Source organism: Lacrimispora amygdalina (assembly GCF_003432035.1).
Taxonomy (GTDB): Bacteria; Bacillota; Clostridia; order Lachnospirales; family Lachnospiraceae; genus Lacrimispora; species Lacrimispora amygdalina.
The window spans coordinates 121707-136966 of the sequence record NZ_QOHO01000025.1 but is presented as its reverse complement, the minus strand read 5'-3'; the positions used below and the strand labels follow the sequence as shown (position 1 = coordinate 136966).

The 15260-nt window shown below is 42.7% G+C and carries 17 protein-coding genes and 1 riboswitch; of the genes, 13 read left to right on the top strand and 4 right to left on the bottom strand.

Annotated elements, in window-relative coordinates; translation table 11 throughout:
* The first annotated feature begins 141 nt into the window (after window positions 1-141).
* Window positions 142-246, top strand: a riboswitch (molybdenum cofactor riboswitch).
* A 40-nt stretch (window positions 247-286) separates the two neighbouring features.
* The 3 genes from DS742_RS09110 (at window position 287) to DS742_RS09100 (ending at window position 3184) form a co-directional block, all read left to right on the top strand.
* On the top strand, window positions 287-2080 hold the full coding sequence (locus tag DS742_RS09110) for an aldehyde ferredoxin oxidoreductase family protein (RefSeq protein WP_117416680.1): 1794 nt from the start codon (window positions 287-289) through the stop codon (window positions 2078-2080).
* Between the two features lie 160 nt (window positions 2081-2240).
* The gene (locus DS742_RS09105; RefSeq protein WP_117416679.1) at window positions 2241-2465 is read left to right on the top strand and encodes a MoaD/ThiS family protein; all 225 of its coding nucleotides are present in this window, start codon (window positions 2241-2243) and stop codon (window positions 2463-2465) included.
* A 2-nt stretch (window positions 2466-2467) separates the two neighbouring features.
* Window positions 2468-3184, top strand: coding sequence for a HesA/MoeB/ThiF family protein (locus tag DS742_RS09100; RefSeq protein ID WP_117416678.1), 717 nt, complete (start codon window positions 2468-2470; stop codon window positions 3182-3184).
* 52 nt (window positions 3185-3236) lie between these two features.
* Here DS742_RS09100 and DS742_RS29770 read toward each other — a convergent pair whose 3' ends face one another.
* Window positions 3237-3371 carry a hypothetical protein gene (locus tag DS742_RS29770; protein WP_278335951.1) on the bottom strand — a complete coding sequence of 45 codons (135 nt, stop codon included), beginning with the start codon at window positions 3369-3371 and terminating at the stop codon, window positions 3237-3239.
* A 189-nt stretch (window positions 3372-3560) separates the two neighbouring features.
* On the opposite strand from DS742_RS29770, the gene DS742_RS09095 reads away from it, so the two are divergent.
* The 7 genes from DS742_RS09095 to DS742_RS09065 all read left to right on the top strand — a co-directional run bounded on the left by DS742_RS09095 (window position 3561) and on the right by DS742_RS09065 (window position 9288).
* Entirely contained in the window at window positions 3561-4379 is an 819-nt protein-coding gene (locus DS742_RS09095) for an AraC family ligand binding domain-containing protein (protein ID WP_117416677.1), read from the top strand.
* Window positions 4380-4407: 28 nt separating this feature from the next.
* Complete coding sequence (locus DS742_RS09090) at window positions 4408-5310, top strand: DMT family transporter (RefSeq protein ID WP_117416676.1); 903 nt, start codon at window positions 4408-4410, stop codon at window positions 5308-5310.
* Between the two features lie 117 nt (window positions 5311-5427).
* Complete coding sequence (gene bcp / locus DS742_RS09085) at window positions 5428-5880, top strand: thioredoxin-dependent thiol peroxidase (RefSeq protein WP_117416675.1); 453 nt, start codon at window positions 5428-5430, stop codon at window positions 5878-5880.
* A complete protein-coding gene (gene yaaA, locus DS742_RS09080) occupies window positions 5881-6627 on the top strand; it encodes a peroxide stress protein YaaA (protein ID WP_117416674.1) in 747 nt (248 codons plus the stop codon).
* Between the two features lie 80 nt (window positions 6628-6707).
* Window positions 6708-7382, top strand: a complete 675-nt coding sequence (locus DS742_RS09075) for a SatD family protein (RefSeq protein ID WP_117416673.1) — start codon at window positions 6708-6710, stop codon at window positions 7380-7382.
* A 7-nt stretch (window positions 7383-7389) separates the two neighbouring features.
* Window positions 7390-8148, top strand: a complete 759-nt coding sequence (locus DS742_RS09070) for a DUF3307 domain-containing protein (RefSeq protein ID WP_147325744.1) — start codon at window positions 7390-7392, stop codon at window positions 8146-8148.
* A 135-nt stretch (window positions 8149-8283) separates the two neighbouring features.
* Entirely contained in the window at window positions 8284-9288 is a 1005-nt protein-coding gene (locus tag DS742_RS09065) for a helix-turn-helix domain-containing protein (protein ID WP_117416671.1), read from the top strand.
* Between the two features lie 136 nt (window positions 9289-9424).
* Here DS742_RS09065 and DS742_RS09060 read toward each other — a convergent pair whose 3' ends face one another.
* The gene (locus DS742_RS09060) at window positions 9425-9616 is read right to left on the bottom strand and encodes a 4Fe-4S binding protein (RefSeq protein WP_117416670.1); all 192 of its coding nucleotides are present in this window, start codon (window positions 9614-9616) and stop codon (window positions 9425-9427) included.
* Between the two features lie 122 nt (window positions 9617-9738).
* On the opposite strand from DS742_RS09060, the gene DS742_RS09055 reads away from it, so the two are divergent.
* Window positions 9739-10593: an MBL fold metallo-hydrolase gene (locus tag DS742_RS09055; RefSeq protein WP_117416669.1), complete on the top strand. Its 855-nt coding sequence runs from the start codon at window positions 9739-9741 to the stop codon at window positions 10591-10593.
* A gap of 22 nt (window positions 10594-10615) precedes the next feature.
* On the opposite strand, the gene DS742_RS09050 is transcribed toward DS742_RS09055, so the two are convergent.
* On the bottom strand, window positions 10616-11497 hold the full coding sequence (locus DS742_RS09050; RefSeq protein WP_117416668.1) for a LysR family transcriptional regulator: 882 nt from the start codon (window positions 11495-11497) through the stop codon (window positions 10616-10618).
* A gap of 137 nt (window positions 11498-11634) precedes the next feature.
* Here DS742_RS09050 and DS742_RS09045 point away from each other — a divergent pair, with 137 nt between their 5' ends.
* Entirely contained in the window at window positions 11635-13260 is a 1626-nt protein-coding gene (locus DS742_RS09045) for an FAD-dependent oxidoreductase (protein ID WP_117416667.1), read from the top strand.
* A 25-nt stretch (window positions 13261-13285) separates the two neighbouring features.
* The gene (locus DS742_RS09040; protein WP_117416666.1) at window positions 13286-14236 is read left to right on the top strand and encodes a ferredoxin-like domain-containing protein; all 951 of its coding nucleotides are present in this window, start codon (window positions 13286-13288) and stop codon (window positions 14234-14236) included.
* A gap of 54 nt (window positions 14237-14290) precedes the next feature.
* Here DS742_RS09040 and DS742_RS09035 read toward each other — a convergent pair whose 3' ends face one another.
* The gene (locus DS742_RS09035) at window positions 14291-15190 is read right to left on the bottom strand and encodes an alpha/beta hydrolase (protein ID WP_117416665.1); all 900 of its coding nucleotides are present in this window, start codon (window positions 15188-15190) and stop codon (window positions 14291-14293) included.
* Window positions 15191-15260 lie beyond the last annotated feature (70 nt).

The following is a 15260-nucleotide window of genomic DNA, read 5'->3' as shown; positions in this document are numbered from 1 at the left end:
AATCGGTGAGCAAATCAGGCATATAGAATAAAAGACCAGTAAATGAAAAATGTTACAAAAAATATTGTCAATAAAAGAAAAAATTTGTTAAAAAAACAACAAATAAAAAACTAATTGCATTTTTTTGACGAATAATGTACAATAAATTTAAGGATCCGAGTTTTATCTTGAGTAGATAAAACCTATGGGTACTAACCTAAGAATTAGTGCCTCCCGCGTTTGGAAAGGACTCCTTTTCTATTTCGTTACAGTTTACTATTAAACAATGAAAGGAAAGGGTGTTATTATGCAGACAGCGTACAATGGAAAGATAGCCCGAATTAATTTATCAACTGGAGAGATCAGGGTAGATGAACTTAATATGGATCTGGCCAGAAAGTTTATTGGAGGCCGCGGTCTCGGAACCAAGATGCTATATGATGAAGGAATTGCAACCGTTGATCCTTTATCGGAAGATAACAAGTTAATTTATATAACCGGTGCCATGACCGGAACCAAGACACCTACTTCCGGCCGTTATATGGTTGTAACCAAGTCACCGTTAACCGGTATGATTGCAAGTTCTAATTCCGGTGGTGTATGGGGCGCAAAGCTCAAATATGCAGGGTGGGATGCCATTATAGTGGAAGGAAAGGCAAAGACACCAGTTTATATCAATGTAGTGGATGATAAGATCGAGATTCTGCCGGCAGATGAATATGTTGGCATGTTGAGTGAAGAAATTGATGAGAAGTTAAAAAAAGTACATGAGAAGTGTTCCGTTTTAAATATCGGACCAGCAGGCGAAAAATTATCCTTATTAGCCGCAATTATGAATGATAAAGACCGTGCAGCAGGCAGAAGCGGTGTCGGCGCAGTTATGGGGTCAAAGAATTTAAAAGCGATTACGGTTACAGCAACAAAATCCTCCATTGAATCATATGATCCGGAAGCTTTGCAGGAAGTGACAAAAGGATGTCTGAAGGCGATAAAAGAGAATGGGGTAACCGGAGGCGGTTTACCTACATACGGAACGGCAGTGCTTGTTAACATTATTAATAATACCGGTGCATTTCCTACCAGAAACTGGCAGGGGTCCTATTATGAGGAAGCGGACGATACCTCCGGCGAAAGCTTAAAAGACCAGTATCTTGTAAAACAGAGCTTCTGCCACAGATGTCCCATTGGTTGCGGCCGTGTTATCAATGTTGAGGGTAAGGTTGCAGGCGGACCGGAATATGAACCATTATGGGCATATGGCGGAAACTGCGGAATTAATGATTTAAATGCAATTAATACCGCCAACTACTGGTGCAATGAATATGGATTAGATGCGATCTCTACTCCCTGTACCATTGCAGCAGCCATGGAATTGTATGAAAAGGGTTTGATTAAGGAAGAAGAATGTGAAGGCGTGCCGTTAAAGTGGGGCAATGCAGAGGCAATCATAGAGTGGACCAAGCGGATGGGTGAGTCAGAGATTCCGTTAGCCAGGCTGATGGCCCAGGGTTCTTACCGTTTATGTGAATACTATGGACATCCCGAAATTTCCATGAGTGTTAAGAAACAGGAGATGCCCGCATACGATGCCCGTGCAATTCAGGGAATTGGTATCACCTATGCAACAAGTAACCGGGGCGGCTGTCACGTAAGAGGTTATTTAATCTCACCGGAGATTCTTGGATTACCACAGCAGTTAGACCGTACCGAAACCGAAGGAAAGGCATTGTGGACGAAGATATTCCAGGACCTGACTGCAGTCATTGATTCTATGGGACTTTGTCTGTTCACCTCATTTGCTTTGGGAGCACCTGAATATGCTGCCATGTTAAATGCAGGTACAGGAACCAGCTATACAGCTGAGGAACTTTTAGAAGTAGGGGAGCGGATCTATAACATTGAACGGTTGTTTAATAAAGCTGCGGGTATGAAGCCGGAAGATGACAGACTTCCCAAACGTCTGACAGAGCAGCCGATACCGGATGGTCCATCCAAAGGACAGGTAAGCCAGATTAAAATTACATTACCGGAATATTATAAAGTACGCGGTTGGGAAAATGCATTTCCTACTGAGGAAACATTAGCACGTCTGGGCTTATAGTTTCCATACCGGTAACAAAAAAGTAATAAAGTCAGTCGTGCCGCTATTATATACAGGAAGGATTTTAAGTGAAAGCGATGCTTCATTTATAAAATCCTTCCTATATTTATATAATAAAGAAGACGACAGTATAAAACAAGGTATATCAACAATGGAGGTTATGATGATAGAAGTAAGATTATTTGCTACATTCCGTGAAGGCAGGCAAAAGATTACCTTCCTGGAGGCCGGTCAGTTTCAGACAGCTGCTGAGGTAATCGATTATTTTCACATACCTCATGAAGAGGTGGCAATCTGCTTAATTAATGGAAGACATTCCAGGTTAGATGCTTCTGTAAAAGATGAGGATGTTCTGGCCCTGTTTCCACCGGTAGGAGGAGGCTGATTATGAGATATGAACGTCAGATTTTAATGAAGGAAATTGGTGAAGAGGGACAGAATACATTAAAAAAATCAAAAGTCACAGTAATTGGTGCAGGAGGTCTTGCTTCACCGGTTCTGACTTATCTGGCATGTGCAGGAGTCGGAACAATAACACTGATTGATTATGATACAGTATCAGAATCCAACTTAAACAGGCAATTCCTTTACCATGAAAAAGATATGGGAATGAATAAAGCAGAGCTGGCAGGAGATGTCTTAAACAGCTTAAACTCTAAAATCACAATCAATCCTGTTTCTGAAAGGATAGACGAAGAGAATATTGGCAAGATAATCAATGGTGCAGATGTAGTAATTGATTGTGTTGATAATGTAGAAACAAGATTAATTGTGAACAGGGAATGTATAAAACAGGATATTCCTTTGGTTGAAGGCGGCGTGTACAGTTTTTATGGCTTTGTTATGTCTATAAAAAGAGATTTTCCATGTTTGGAATGTATTGGCTACGGCAATACAAAGCTGAAACGGCCAGGTCCGGTACTGGGAGCAGTGGTTGGTGTGATCGGTTCCTTACAGGCAGTGGAATGTATTAAAATATTGCTGGGGTTAGATGATGTTCTTTATGGAAAGATGTTAAATTACGATGGCCTTTCTGTAAGCTTTGATTTGGTTGAACTGCAGAAGAATGATTTATGCGAAGTTCATGGATTGGTGAAAGGATAATGATAATAATTATATGGGCTCCAGTCATAACTGACTGAAGCCCGTTTTTTCATCAGATATAAATAATTTCTACCCCCGCGAAATTAAGCTCGCCAACCAGTTTTAAAACAGGAGCAGTATCGCTGCCGGTATTTCCTCTTCCTTTCTCGCTCACTCCACCAACGATTGCTTCAATCTGGTTTTCCACCCGCCATTTCACTTTTATGCGCTAATTCTATCTGAAAACATCAGCGTTGTAAATAGGTTTCAGGCAAGAGGTGGGTTATCAATGGTAACAGGTGTGTTTTAACATGGTCAGAGGCAATATCATACAAGAAAGTTACCATTATCTATGTTATACTATGCTTCAGACAGGAGAGAAAGGAGGGATCACTTTATGAAGAAGGAAATACGGACTGTGAAATATGATGGGGAATTAAATGTTGAGGCCTATCATTTTCAGGGTGTCATGCAAAAGTTTCCTAACCATTTTCATGATTATTATGTAATTGGTTTTATTGAAAACGGCCAGCGGTATTTACACTGCAAAAACAGGGATTACACCGTAGAACCTGGGGATTTACTGCTGTTTAATCCGCGGGATAATCACGCCTGCGAGCAAATCGACGGAAATCCTTTTGATTACCGCTGCGTTAATATCCAGCCTGAAGCGATGAAACGGGCAATGCTTGAAATAACGGGAAACGAATATCTGCCTTATTTTACTCCTCAGGTAATTTTTCACAGCGAACTGGTTGGTATATTAAGGGAACTGCATCAGATGATTATGGAGGAAGAAACGGACTTTAAAAAAGAGGAGATATATTTTTTCCTTCTGGGGCAGCTGGTTGAAGAACACACAAAGCAGCATATGCCAAAAGAGCATACGGAGCAAAGCACGGAGGCAAGGGCGGTTTGTGAATTCCTGGAAACTCATTATATGGAGAATATTTCGCTCAATGATCTTTGCAGATTGACAGGACTGAGCAAGTATTATGTGCTTCGGTCATTTACCAGGCAAAAGGGAATTTCTCCTTACAGCTATCTGGAAACGATACGAATTGACAGAGCCAAGAAGCTGCTGGAGCAGGGGGTAATGCCTGTTGATGCGGCGATGCAGACGGGGTTCAGCGATCAAAGCCATTTTTCCAACTTTTTTAAACGATACATAGGACTGACACCGAAGCAGTATGGTAAAATATTTAAAGATACTTAAAGCTGACTGAAATACAGAAAGGGTTTTCATGGAAAATAGAAAAGAGTTTCAGGGACATTTGTTTTCATTGTTTACAATTTTTATCTGGGGGACTACATTCATATCGACGAAAATACTTTTAAAGGCATTTACTCCCTTTGAACTATTGTTTATAAGATTTGTAATCGGTTTTCTTGCACTTTTTGTGTTATATCCCCACCGGCTGAACGTGAGGGAAAGGAAACAGGAACTGTATTTTGCAGGAGCAGGATTATGCGGTATCACTCTTTACTTTCTGCTGGAAAACATAGCATTAACCTATACGTTTGCTTCAAATGTAGGAGTTATTATTTCTATTGCACCGTTCTTTACTGCGATTTTCGCCCATTTACTTTTGGATGGAGAAAAAATGAGGACCCAGTTTTTTATTGGGTTTGCAGTAGCAGTGGCGGGTATATGTCTCATCAGCTTTAACGGGAGCAGTAATCTGAAATTAAATCCATTGGGTGACATACTGGCAGTTCTGGCTGCAGTCGTATGGGCCGTCTATTCCGTTCTCACAAAGAAAATCAGCGGGTATCATTATCACACTATTTTAGTAACACGAAGAATTTTCTTTTACGGGTTGTTATTTATGCTGCCGGTATTATGTATTGCTGGGTTTGAACCGGACGTCAGCCAGATCATAAAGCCGGTGAATTTATTTAATATTTTATTTCTCGGATTTGGGGCATCTGCCATTTGTTTCGCAACCTGGAATTATGCGCTGAAAATACTGGGGGCGGTGAAAACCAGTGTTTATATTTATATGGTACCGGTGATTACGGTTATTACTTCAGTGCTTATACTTCACGAGACAATTACAGGTATTGCAGTGATGGGCATTTTACTTACCCTGACCGGGCTGATTATATCGGAAATTAAATTACCTGCCGGACCGGGGTATAAATAGAAATTGATTCTGATTTTCTATCCACAAAATCCCCTGTTCATGATAATATAAATACATAAAAATGGATTGTCTCGCTGTTTAAATAATAAGAACAGACAGACGGAAAGGGGAAGAAAGATGTTAGAGACAGGAACAAAAGCACCGTCATTTGAATTGCCGGACCAGAATGGAGTGATCCATACTTTAGAAGAATACAGGGGAAAGAAAGTGATTCTTTATTTTTACCCCAAGGACCAGACGCCGGGCTGCACCAGCCAGGCTTGCGGATTTGCACAGCTTTATCCCCAGTTCCTTGAAAAGGATGCTGTGGTGATCGGCATCAGCAGGGACAGTGTGGCTTCTCATAAGAAATTTGAAGAAAAGAATGGGCTGCCTTTTACCCTTCTATCTGATACAGAACTGACTGCGATACAGGCATATGATGTGTGGCAGGAAAAGAATATGTATGGAAAAAAGACCATGGGTGTGGTACGTACCACGTATTTAATTGATGAACAGGGTGTGATTCAAAAGGCATTGGGAAAAGTAAAGGCGGCTGAAAATCCCGCGCAGATGTTAAAGGAAATTTAAATGAAGATTATAATCTCACCAGCGAAAAAGATGAATGTGGATACCGATTCCCTGCCGGCAGCCGGACTGCCTGTTTTACTTGAACAGACCAGAATCCTCTGGGAAGGAATCAGAAAGATGTCCTATGATGAGGTGAAGAAATTGTGGGGGTGCAACGATCAGCTGGCGGGGCTGAATTATAAGCGGTTTGCTGATATGGATCTGGAACATAATCTTACCCCTGCAGTTCTTGCGTATGAAGGTCTTCAGTACCAGCATATGGCACCTCTTATTCTGACCAGTCAGGCTCTTGATTATATCGGAGCCCATCTGCGGATTCTCTCCGGATTTTACGGAATTTTATCTCCCTTTGACGGAGTGGTGCCATACCGCCTGGAGATGCAGGCGCGCATGGCTGTCTCAAACAGCAGTGATTTATACGGCTTCTGGGACAACAGAATCTATAAAGAACTGACCAGAGAAGATCATACTGTGATAAATCTTGCCTCCAGGGAATATTCCCAGGCAGTGAAGCCATTTTTGACATCCAGGGATACATTTGTCACATGTACATTTGGAGAAATGGATCATGGGAAAATAAAGCAAAAGGGAACATTGGCCAAGATGGCAAGGGGAGAGATGGTTAAGTTTATGGCCGAGAATCGCATTACTGAGATCGGACAGTTAAAGGAATTTAACGCGTTGGGGTACCGGTATACAGAAGAGTTTTCCACTGATACAGAACTGACTTTTGTTGTCGGCAAATAATATAGCTTATCTGATGAATAATTGTTGATTATAGCTATAATAAGCTATATAATACAATTATAGCCATTGGAGGGATCAGTATGCATTTTTTAATAAATAAACAGCCTTATTTTGCCATAATCGGCGATATAAAGGGATCCAAAGCAATTGAAAGAAGAAAAGAAGTTCAGGAAAATCTGGCAGTGGTGCTTAATGAAATGAATGAGCAATATTCAGAGGATATTGCGTCCAGATTTATGATCACCCTGGGTGACGAATTTCAGGGCTTACTATCAAATGGAACCAGAATAATGCAGATTATATCAAAAATAGAAAGCAGAATGTATCCCGTTAAAATCCGGTTCGGAATCGGTTTGGGAGAGATTACTACAGAAATCAATCCGTATATGGCCATCGGGGCGGATGGACCGGGGTACTACAGGGCGAGAGCTGCCATAGTATATTTAAAGGAGAATGAAAAGAAGAAACAGACCAGTGTTTCCGATATCCGGCTGGAGGTGGAGGACCAGAATCAGGAGTCACAGGCACTCATAAACGCTATATTTGGGCTGATGACAGCCATAAAATCAACCTGGACAATACGCCAGAGAGAGATCATACAGGATATGCTGGAGCATCGGGATAACCAGACGGACACAGCCCAAAGACTAAATATTAAACAGCCAACCGTTAACCGGGTTCTTATGGCCGGAAATTACTATGCTTATAAAGAAGCTTTTGATACTGTAGAAAAGGCATTGGGAGAAATTGGGTGATTAGAATTTGGAACAATATATGATAGTGCTTTTATTAGGGCACGTTTTGGGGGATTTTTATACACAGACAGAGGAGACTGCAAAAAAGAAGGAGAGCAGGTTTCTTTGGGTTATGATTCATTGTCTCAGCTATCTTGGAACCATGGTGTTAACCAATTCTCTGATGTCACCGGCAAATGTGATTTATTTAAGTCTGACTGCGGCTATCTGCCATTTTTTTATTGATACAGGGAAGTACTTTTATCTGATGACATTGACAAATCAAAAGAAAAAAACACCGGAAAAGGAACGGAATATTTTTTTTGTGGATCAGATTTTACATATTATCAGTCTTCTGGTGATTTCTTTTATACCGGCTTCCCAGCATTTTCAGACATGGAAGTGGCAGATAGTCACTGGTTTTTTTGATACGGCCGGTATTTCTTTTGAGGTGACTGCAGCCTGGATTCTTGCTTTGCTTCTTGTACATAAACCCATGAATTTAATGATTCAGAAAATGCTTCTGATCTATAAACCTATGGACAGGACAGGAGAGATGAAACGAAACCGCAATGCAGGCAGGCTGATCGGCACAATGGAACGAATAATCATGTTGATTTTGATATCCAGGGGACAGTATTCTGCAGCCGGGCTTGTTTTAACAGCTAAGTCCATAGCCAGATATGACCGGATATCCAAAGACCAGGATTTCGCAGAATATTATCTGCTTGGAACTTTAATGAGCACGGCAGGAGCCATATTGTGTTCCCGTTTTCTGATTACCTGAGTTTTAATTATCCTATTTAACTTATGTTTTTTGCTAATTGCAACCGCTGGTTGTCAGATCATACAGTGCACTTGGTAGTTGACAACCGGTTAAAATCTTATAATAGAGGCAGTCATCAGATAGGTGACAAAATGAATGATGAGAGGATGGATAATTGTGATTTTAGCAGAAAAAATTATGGAACTCAGAAAGAAAAACGGGTGGTCCCAGGAAGAACTTGCCTTCCAGATGGATGTGTCCAGACAGTCAGTCTCCAAGTGGGAATCAGGGGCTTCCATTCCGGATCTGGAGCGGATTTTAAAACTCAGTCAGTTATTTGGTGTATCAACGGATTATCTGCTGAAGGAGGAACTGGAAGATTTACCCGCAGTTTCGCCAGAGGTTCCTGATTGTGAAAACGGGATAAAACGAATCACTATGGAAGCTGCAGGTGAATTTATGGAGAATAAGATCAAAGCATCGAAACAGGTGGCTGGGGCTGTTTCAGCCTGTATCCTGTCGCCGGTTGTTCTTATTTATCTTGGCGCATTGGCGGAATATAAAGAAAATGTAATCAGTGAAGGAATGGCAGGGAGTGTTGGCGTCATTGTTCTTCTTCTGATTGTTGGACTTTCTACCGTGTTTTTCATATTAAATGGGATGAAAATGGAACGATTTAAAGATATGGAAAAAGAAGGGTTCCGGCTGGAATATGGAGTAGAAGCAATTATACGCAAAAAAATGGCTGAGTATGAAGGGATCAACCGGATCTATACGGTCACAGGGGTGTTTCTATGCATCATTTCCGTATGCCCGCTGCTGATTGCCTCTTCCTTAGATGCTTCTGAATTCATACAGACCATCTGCCTGGAAGCATTGTTTGTTATCGTGGCGGCGGCTGTTTATCTGCTGGTTCTGGCGGGGGAGAAGAAATCCTGCTTTCAGATTCTTCTTCAGGAAGGAGATTACACGGAAGCGAAAAAAATGGAAAAGAAAAAAACAGAACGTATTCCGGCTGTTTACTGGTGTATCGTGACTGCTGTTTATCTGGGCATCAGCTTTTTTACACAGGATTGGGGCAGGACCTGGATTATCTGGCCGTGTGCAGCGGTTTTGTATGGAGCTGTGTGGGGGATTGCCGGGGCATTGAAACACCAGTAAAGGTATAAGATCACAGATTGATATCAGAAGGACTTAAGAGCAAATTCTCATAATTGAAACTCGCATCTTCTTATGCGGGGGAAAGTTTCTTTCCAGAGAATTTGCCCTTAAGTCCAAATGATTTTAAATGAGAAAATCAGGCTAATCGCAGAGCATTCATTGGACAGAATCTGGTACATTTGCCGCAGCGGATGCAGGCATCCATATCCACGGTGGGAGCCTGGAAACCGTTTTGCTTTAAGGCACCGACCGGACAGATCCGGACAGAGGGGCAGGGGTGATTCTGGGGGCAGTTTTCTTTTATAACAACAAGGGTTTGTGCATTCATTGTATATCCTTCTTTCCATGAGTGGGTTGTTTTATGTCCCTATTATAAGTAATGTGAAGCATGATGTCTGTAACAACGTCACACGAAATGAGAAAATTTTTCAATACACGAGAGGAGACCATATGAAAATTAAAATAATCGGTTCAGGCGGCTGTGTCAGCATTCCAAGACCATTATGCCAATGCAGAATATGCAGGGAAGCCAGAATAAAAGGAGTTCCCTATGCAAGATGCGGATGCAGTCTGTATTTAGAAGATTTAAACTTATTAATTGATACTCCGGAAGATATCAATGCGGCATTAAACCGTGCAGATGTGAAAGAAATAGATACCATATTATTCAGCCACGCAGATCCGGATCATACCATGGGAATCCGGGTGATTGAACAGTTAAAGATGGACTGGCTGGCCCGGTCTGTTGGGATAACCTGCAGCCAGCCTCTGACCGTAGGGGCCATGCCTGAGATTACAAAGGAACTGAGGCGTCAGTGCAGCAAGTATGGTTCCATGCTGGAATATTATGAAGACATGGGGCTTGCAAAAGTGGAGAATATGAACCATATGGACAAAAACGGGATACATATTGAGTTTGTACCGGTTGATGAAAGCGGGACAGTAACGGTTTTTGTAATAGAAAATCATCATCAGAAAGTGATTTATGCACCCTGCGATGTCAAACCATTTCCGGATCACCTTCTATTTTATAAAGCCGATGTTTTGATTATTGGCAATACCATTGTGGGAGATCATTTAAAGGATGGGTTTGTGCTTGATGAAACCAATGATCTGCGGAAAGAATTATTTGTTATGAAAGAGATTGTTGAATTAAAGGACAAATATCAGATAGGAAAAGTCATAATTACCCATTTAGAAGAAGACTGGGGAAAATCCTACGACGACTACTTAAGGCTGCAAAAACAGTATGATGGAATTGAATTTGCCTATGACGGCATGAAAATCCTGCTTCCCACATCATAGAAAGCAGGAAACTCCCGCCGGTTCACTGTTCCATGGACTTTGCAGCGTCTTTGAAATCAGCCATCTGGGAGTTAAAGGAGTGACACACATTATAGCAAAGATAAAAGTAACGGTTCATGGGCATATCCTTAATTGGGTGGGTATGGAGAACGTCAGACCGGGAAGCGCTTTTTACATAGCGGGTGGAGATGACTCCAATACCAAGGTTTTTGGAAACCCCGTCAAGAATGGCAGAGCCGCTGTAGGATTCCCATTTTACACAGTAGGGAATGTGGTGTGCCTGCATGAGGTTTTCAAAAATGGAGCGTGTTCCGCTGCCGATTTCCCGCAGAATAAATTCACAGTTGTATAGATCTTCTGCTCGGATCACATCTTTTCCTGAAAAAGGATGGTCTTTGCTGTAAATCAGCTGCAGTTCGTCTTCCATAATTGGTTCTGTATGAATCTTGTCATTTAATATCACGCCTTCTACAAGTGCGATATCAAGCTCATTGTGAATCAGGCGGTTTTCCAGTATCTTCGTATTTTCTATAAAAACAGAACAGGAGATGTCCGGATGGCTCTTTTTCAGTTTCTCTATAATGTCACTGATCATGGTATCTCCTATGGTTAAGGTGACACCAATCCGCAGAGGACGGATGACAGCAGAGTTTTTCATGGACTGGTTTAACGTCTCATAGCTGTTTAATACATTCAGGGCTCTGTCCCAGAAAAGCTTTCCCATGGGTGTCAGCTCCAGCCGCTTGGGATATCTTTTAAAAAATGTCGTTTCATATTCTTTCTCCAGATCTGCTATAATCTGACTTACCGTAGGCTGTGATAAGTAGAGGCGTTTGGCCGCCTCGCTCATTTTTAATGTCTCTGCCACCGCTGTAAAGGTTCTCAGCTGTTTTAAGGTTGCCATCTTATTCCCCTTTCTTCTGGTATTGAAAAAACCAATATCATGCTTTAGATAATACTATTTTACGGTATAAAAAACAAGTGTTATGATATTGATAATAAATAATCAATTTATCAGAAAAAACTATAAGGAGAAAAACAATGAAGGTGATTGTACTTGGCGGTGTTGCTGCAGGCACGAAAGCAGCTGCAAAGCTTATGCGGGAAGACAGAGAAAATGAAGTGATCATTTTGAATAAAGGAGAAAATATCTCTTATGCAGGCTGCGGACTTCCGTATTATGTAGGAAACGTCATTCCCGAAAAGGAGCAGCTGATCGTCAATACCCCCCAGAAGTTTGAGAAACTCACAGGGGCAAAGGTGTTGGTCCGCACAGAGGCAACAAAGGTGGATCGTGAAGGGAAAACGGTGACAGCGGTTGATCTGGAGACTGGAGAAGAAACGGTTTATCACTATGACAAGCTCGTAATTGCAACAGGAGCCAGTCCGGTTATTCCGCCTGTTGAGGGAAGAGAACTTCAGAATGTATTTACCATGAGAACCCCTGAGGATGCCATTCGGATTAAGGATCTTGCGGTAAACGGAGGGATAAAGAAAGCGGTTGTGGTTGGTGCAGGCTATATCGGCCTGGAACTGGCAGAGAATCTGGCAGCGGAAGGGATCAGGCCTTTTGTAGTGGATATGGCACCTCAGATTCTTCCCGGCTTTGATTCGGAGGTATCTGATTATCTGGAACGGAGGATTGCGGATGCAGGAATTCCTGTTGTGACCGGGGTGAAGGTAACCGCTTTAGAGGGCGATGGAAAAGTTGAGAAGGTAATAACGGACAAACGTGCCTATAAAGCAGATATGGTTGTTTTCTGCGCAGGAATCAGACCTAATACAGAATTCTTAGAGGGAACCGGAATCGAGATGTTTAAGGGAACGATTATTACCGATTCTCAGGGAAGAACCAATGATAAGGATATTTATGGGGCAGGAGACTGTGCCATGGTGAGAAATGCCATCACAGGAAAACCGGCATGGTCACCCATGGGATCAACGGCCAATATCAGCGGAAGGCTCATTGCGCAGAATATTACAGGAGAAGAGCGCTTATACCGTGGCGTACTTGGTACGGCAGTGTGTAAGCTTCCAGGATTAAATGCCGGCAGAACCGGCCTGACAGAGGCCCAGGCCATAGAGGAAGGGTTTGATGCAGCCAGCGTTATCGCGGTGGTGGATGACAAGGCGCATTATATGCCGGGTGCTTCCTATTTTATAATTAAAATGATCGCTGATAAGAAAACGCTCCGCCTTCTGGGAGTTCAGGCAGTTGGCAGCGGGGCAGTTGATAAAATTGTGGATATGGCTGTGACTGCCATCATGTGCAAGGCGGATCTAAATGATCTGGCAGATATGGATCTGGCTTATGCGCCTCCATTTTCTACCGCTATTCATCCATTTGTACATACCTTAAATATTTTACTGAATAAGTTAAACGGCGGTCTGAAATCCATGACTCCGGCGGAATACGCAAAGGGAATGGCAGAAGGTTATAAGCTGGTGGATGCCGGGCAGGTTCCTTCTGTTCCAGGAGCAATGCATGTGGAATTAACGGAAGTTAACGGACCTGTAGAAGGTCTTGATAAGAATGATCATATCCTTTTGGTATGCAACAGGGGAAAGCGTGCCTATCTGCTCCAAAACCGGCTGGATTACTACGGCTACAAACATACGAAGGTGCTGGAAGGCGGAATTACCTTTACAGAAGCGGAAGGTTTATAAAAAACAAAACAGGAGCGGTGGAATTATGGCATGCACATTAAAACCAGATGAGATTAAGAGGGTTAAAGCGCTGGGTTTTTTAAATAATAAGGGAACGGATTTATTTAACGGTCGAGTAATAACGGTAAACGGTAAGATTTCAGCAGATCAGACGGCTGCCATTGCAGAAGCAGCAAGAAAGTTCGGCAACGGAGACGTGGAATTCACATCCCGTTTAACCGTGGAAGTAAGAGGGATTCATTTTAATGACATTGAGGCATTTAGAAGCTGTCTGGCAGAAGCAGGACTGGAGACCGGAGGAACCGGATCACTGGTGCGCCCGGTTGTATCCTGTAAGGGAACCACCTGCCAGTATGGGCTGTATGATACCTTTGATTTGTCGGAAAAGATTCATGAGCGGTTCTACAAGGGCTATCACACGGTGAAGCTGCCTCACAAATTTAAGATTGCCACAGGGGGCTGCCCAAACAATTGTGTAAAGCCCAATTTAAATGATCTGGGTATTGTCGGTCAGATGATTCCCTGCGTGGATGAAGATATGTGTAATGGCTGCAGGAAATGCCAGGTTGAAGCGGTATGCCCCATGAAAGCGGCAAAGCTTTCCGATGGCCTGATTGAAATCGATCAGGAGATCTGCAATAACTGCGGGCGGTGTATTGGAAAATGCCCTTTTGATGTGATTGAAGAGGGTACACCTGGATATATAGTATACATTGGAGGAAGATGGGGGAAAAAGATTAACCACGGCAAAGCTCTTGGCAGGATTTTCAAGAGCGAAGAGGAAGTGCTGTCTGTCGTTGAGAAGACCATTCTTCTGTTTCGGGAGCAGGGGCAGACCGGAGAGCGGTTTGCAGATACCATTGAGCGGATTGGTTTTGAGAACGTAGAAGCGCAGCTCCTTTCCGATGACATTTTAAACAGGAAGCAGGAAATCCTGGATGCAAAGCTGCATCTGGTGGGCGGTGCCACCTGCTAAGCATCTGGTTTCCATGTATCCTGCTTCATGATTTTAACAGCTCCCGGCGGTTTGTCAGAACGGGAGCTGTTTTTTCAGCCATACATCGGCAAGATGAAACCAAGCTTCCACTTCGGGAGATATCTGGTTTTGGGTGTTGGCTGTTACATGATTTGCCAAAGCCAGCCCATGTTCGCCTTCCTGAAAGATATGGAGTTCATAGGGGACATGGTGTCTGGCCATTTCCAGAGCAAAGACCAGAGAATTCTCGGAATATACCAGTCCATCCTTTGATGTATGCCACAGAAAGGAAGGCGGAGTCTTTGAAGTGACAAAGCGGCTGGGGCTGTAGGTGTGAATGACATCCTCCGTAAGTTCTGTCTCTCCGGTCAGAGCCGCATTTGCCCGGTCCATAAAAGCAAACATCTCTTGTTTTGATTCATCTCCGGCTTCTTCGGCCGATTTCTCCTTCATTACCTGATAATCCAGCAGACCATAGGCAAGGATCAGCGCATTGGGACGGATCTCATCCGGACTGCATGGAGTGGGTAAAAGAGATTCCCCCAGTTCTTTTTCATGCCAGTGTACGCCAAGGCTTGCGGCCAGATGTGCGCCTGCAGAAAAACCGCAGATCCCAATTTTTTCAGGATCAATAAACAGGCGTTCGCAATTCTTTCTTAAGTACCGGACAGTCTGAGCCAGTTCTTTTAGAGCGGTGCTGGCAACGCCGGTTCGTTTTCCATCCGGATCACCTGTTGTATATCTTAGTACAACTGCGTGATATCCCATGGATAAAAACTTAAAAGCAATCGGTTCTGCTTCCCGGTCCGAGGTAAACAGATACCCACCGCCAGGCGCAATTACCATCACTGGACGTTTTTTGCCAGGCAAAAGCTCATTGGAATCCTCGATGAGATATGCAGTAAAAAATCCGGCGGATTCATTTTCATTAAATTTATGGGTTTGAATAATCATAATGACAGCTCCTTCCTTTATAAGTATTTTTTAATACATTGTACCAAATTATATACACAATCACCAGTAC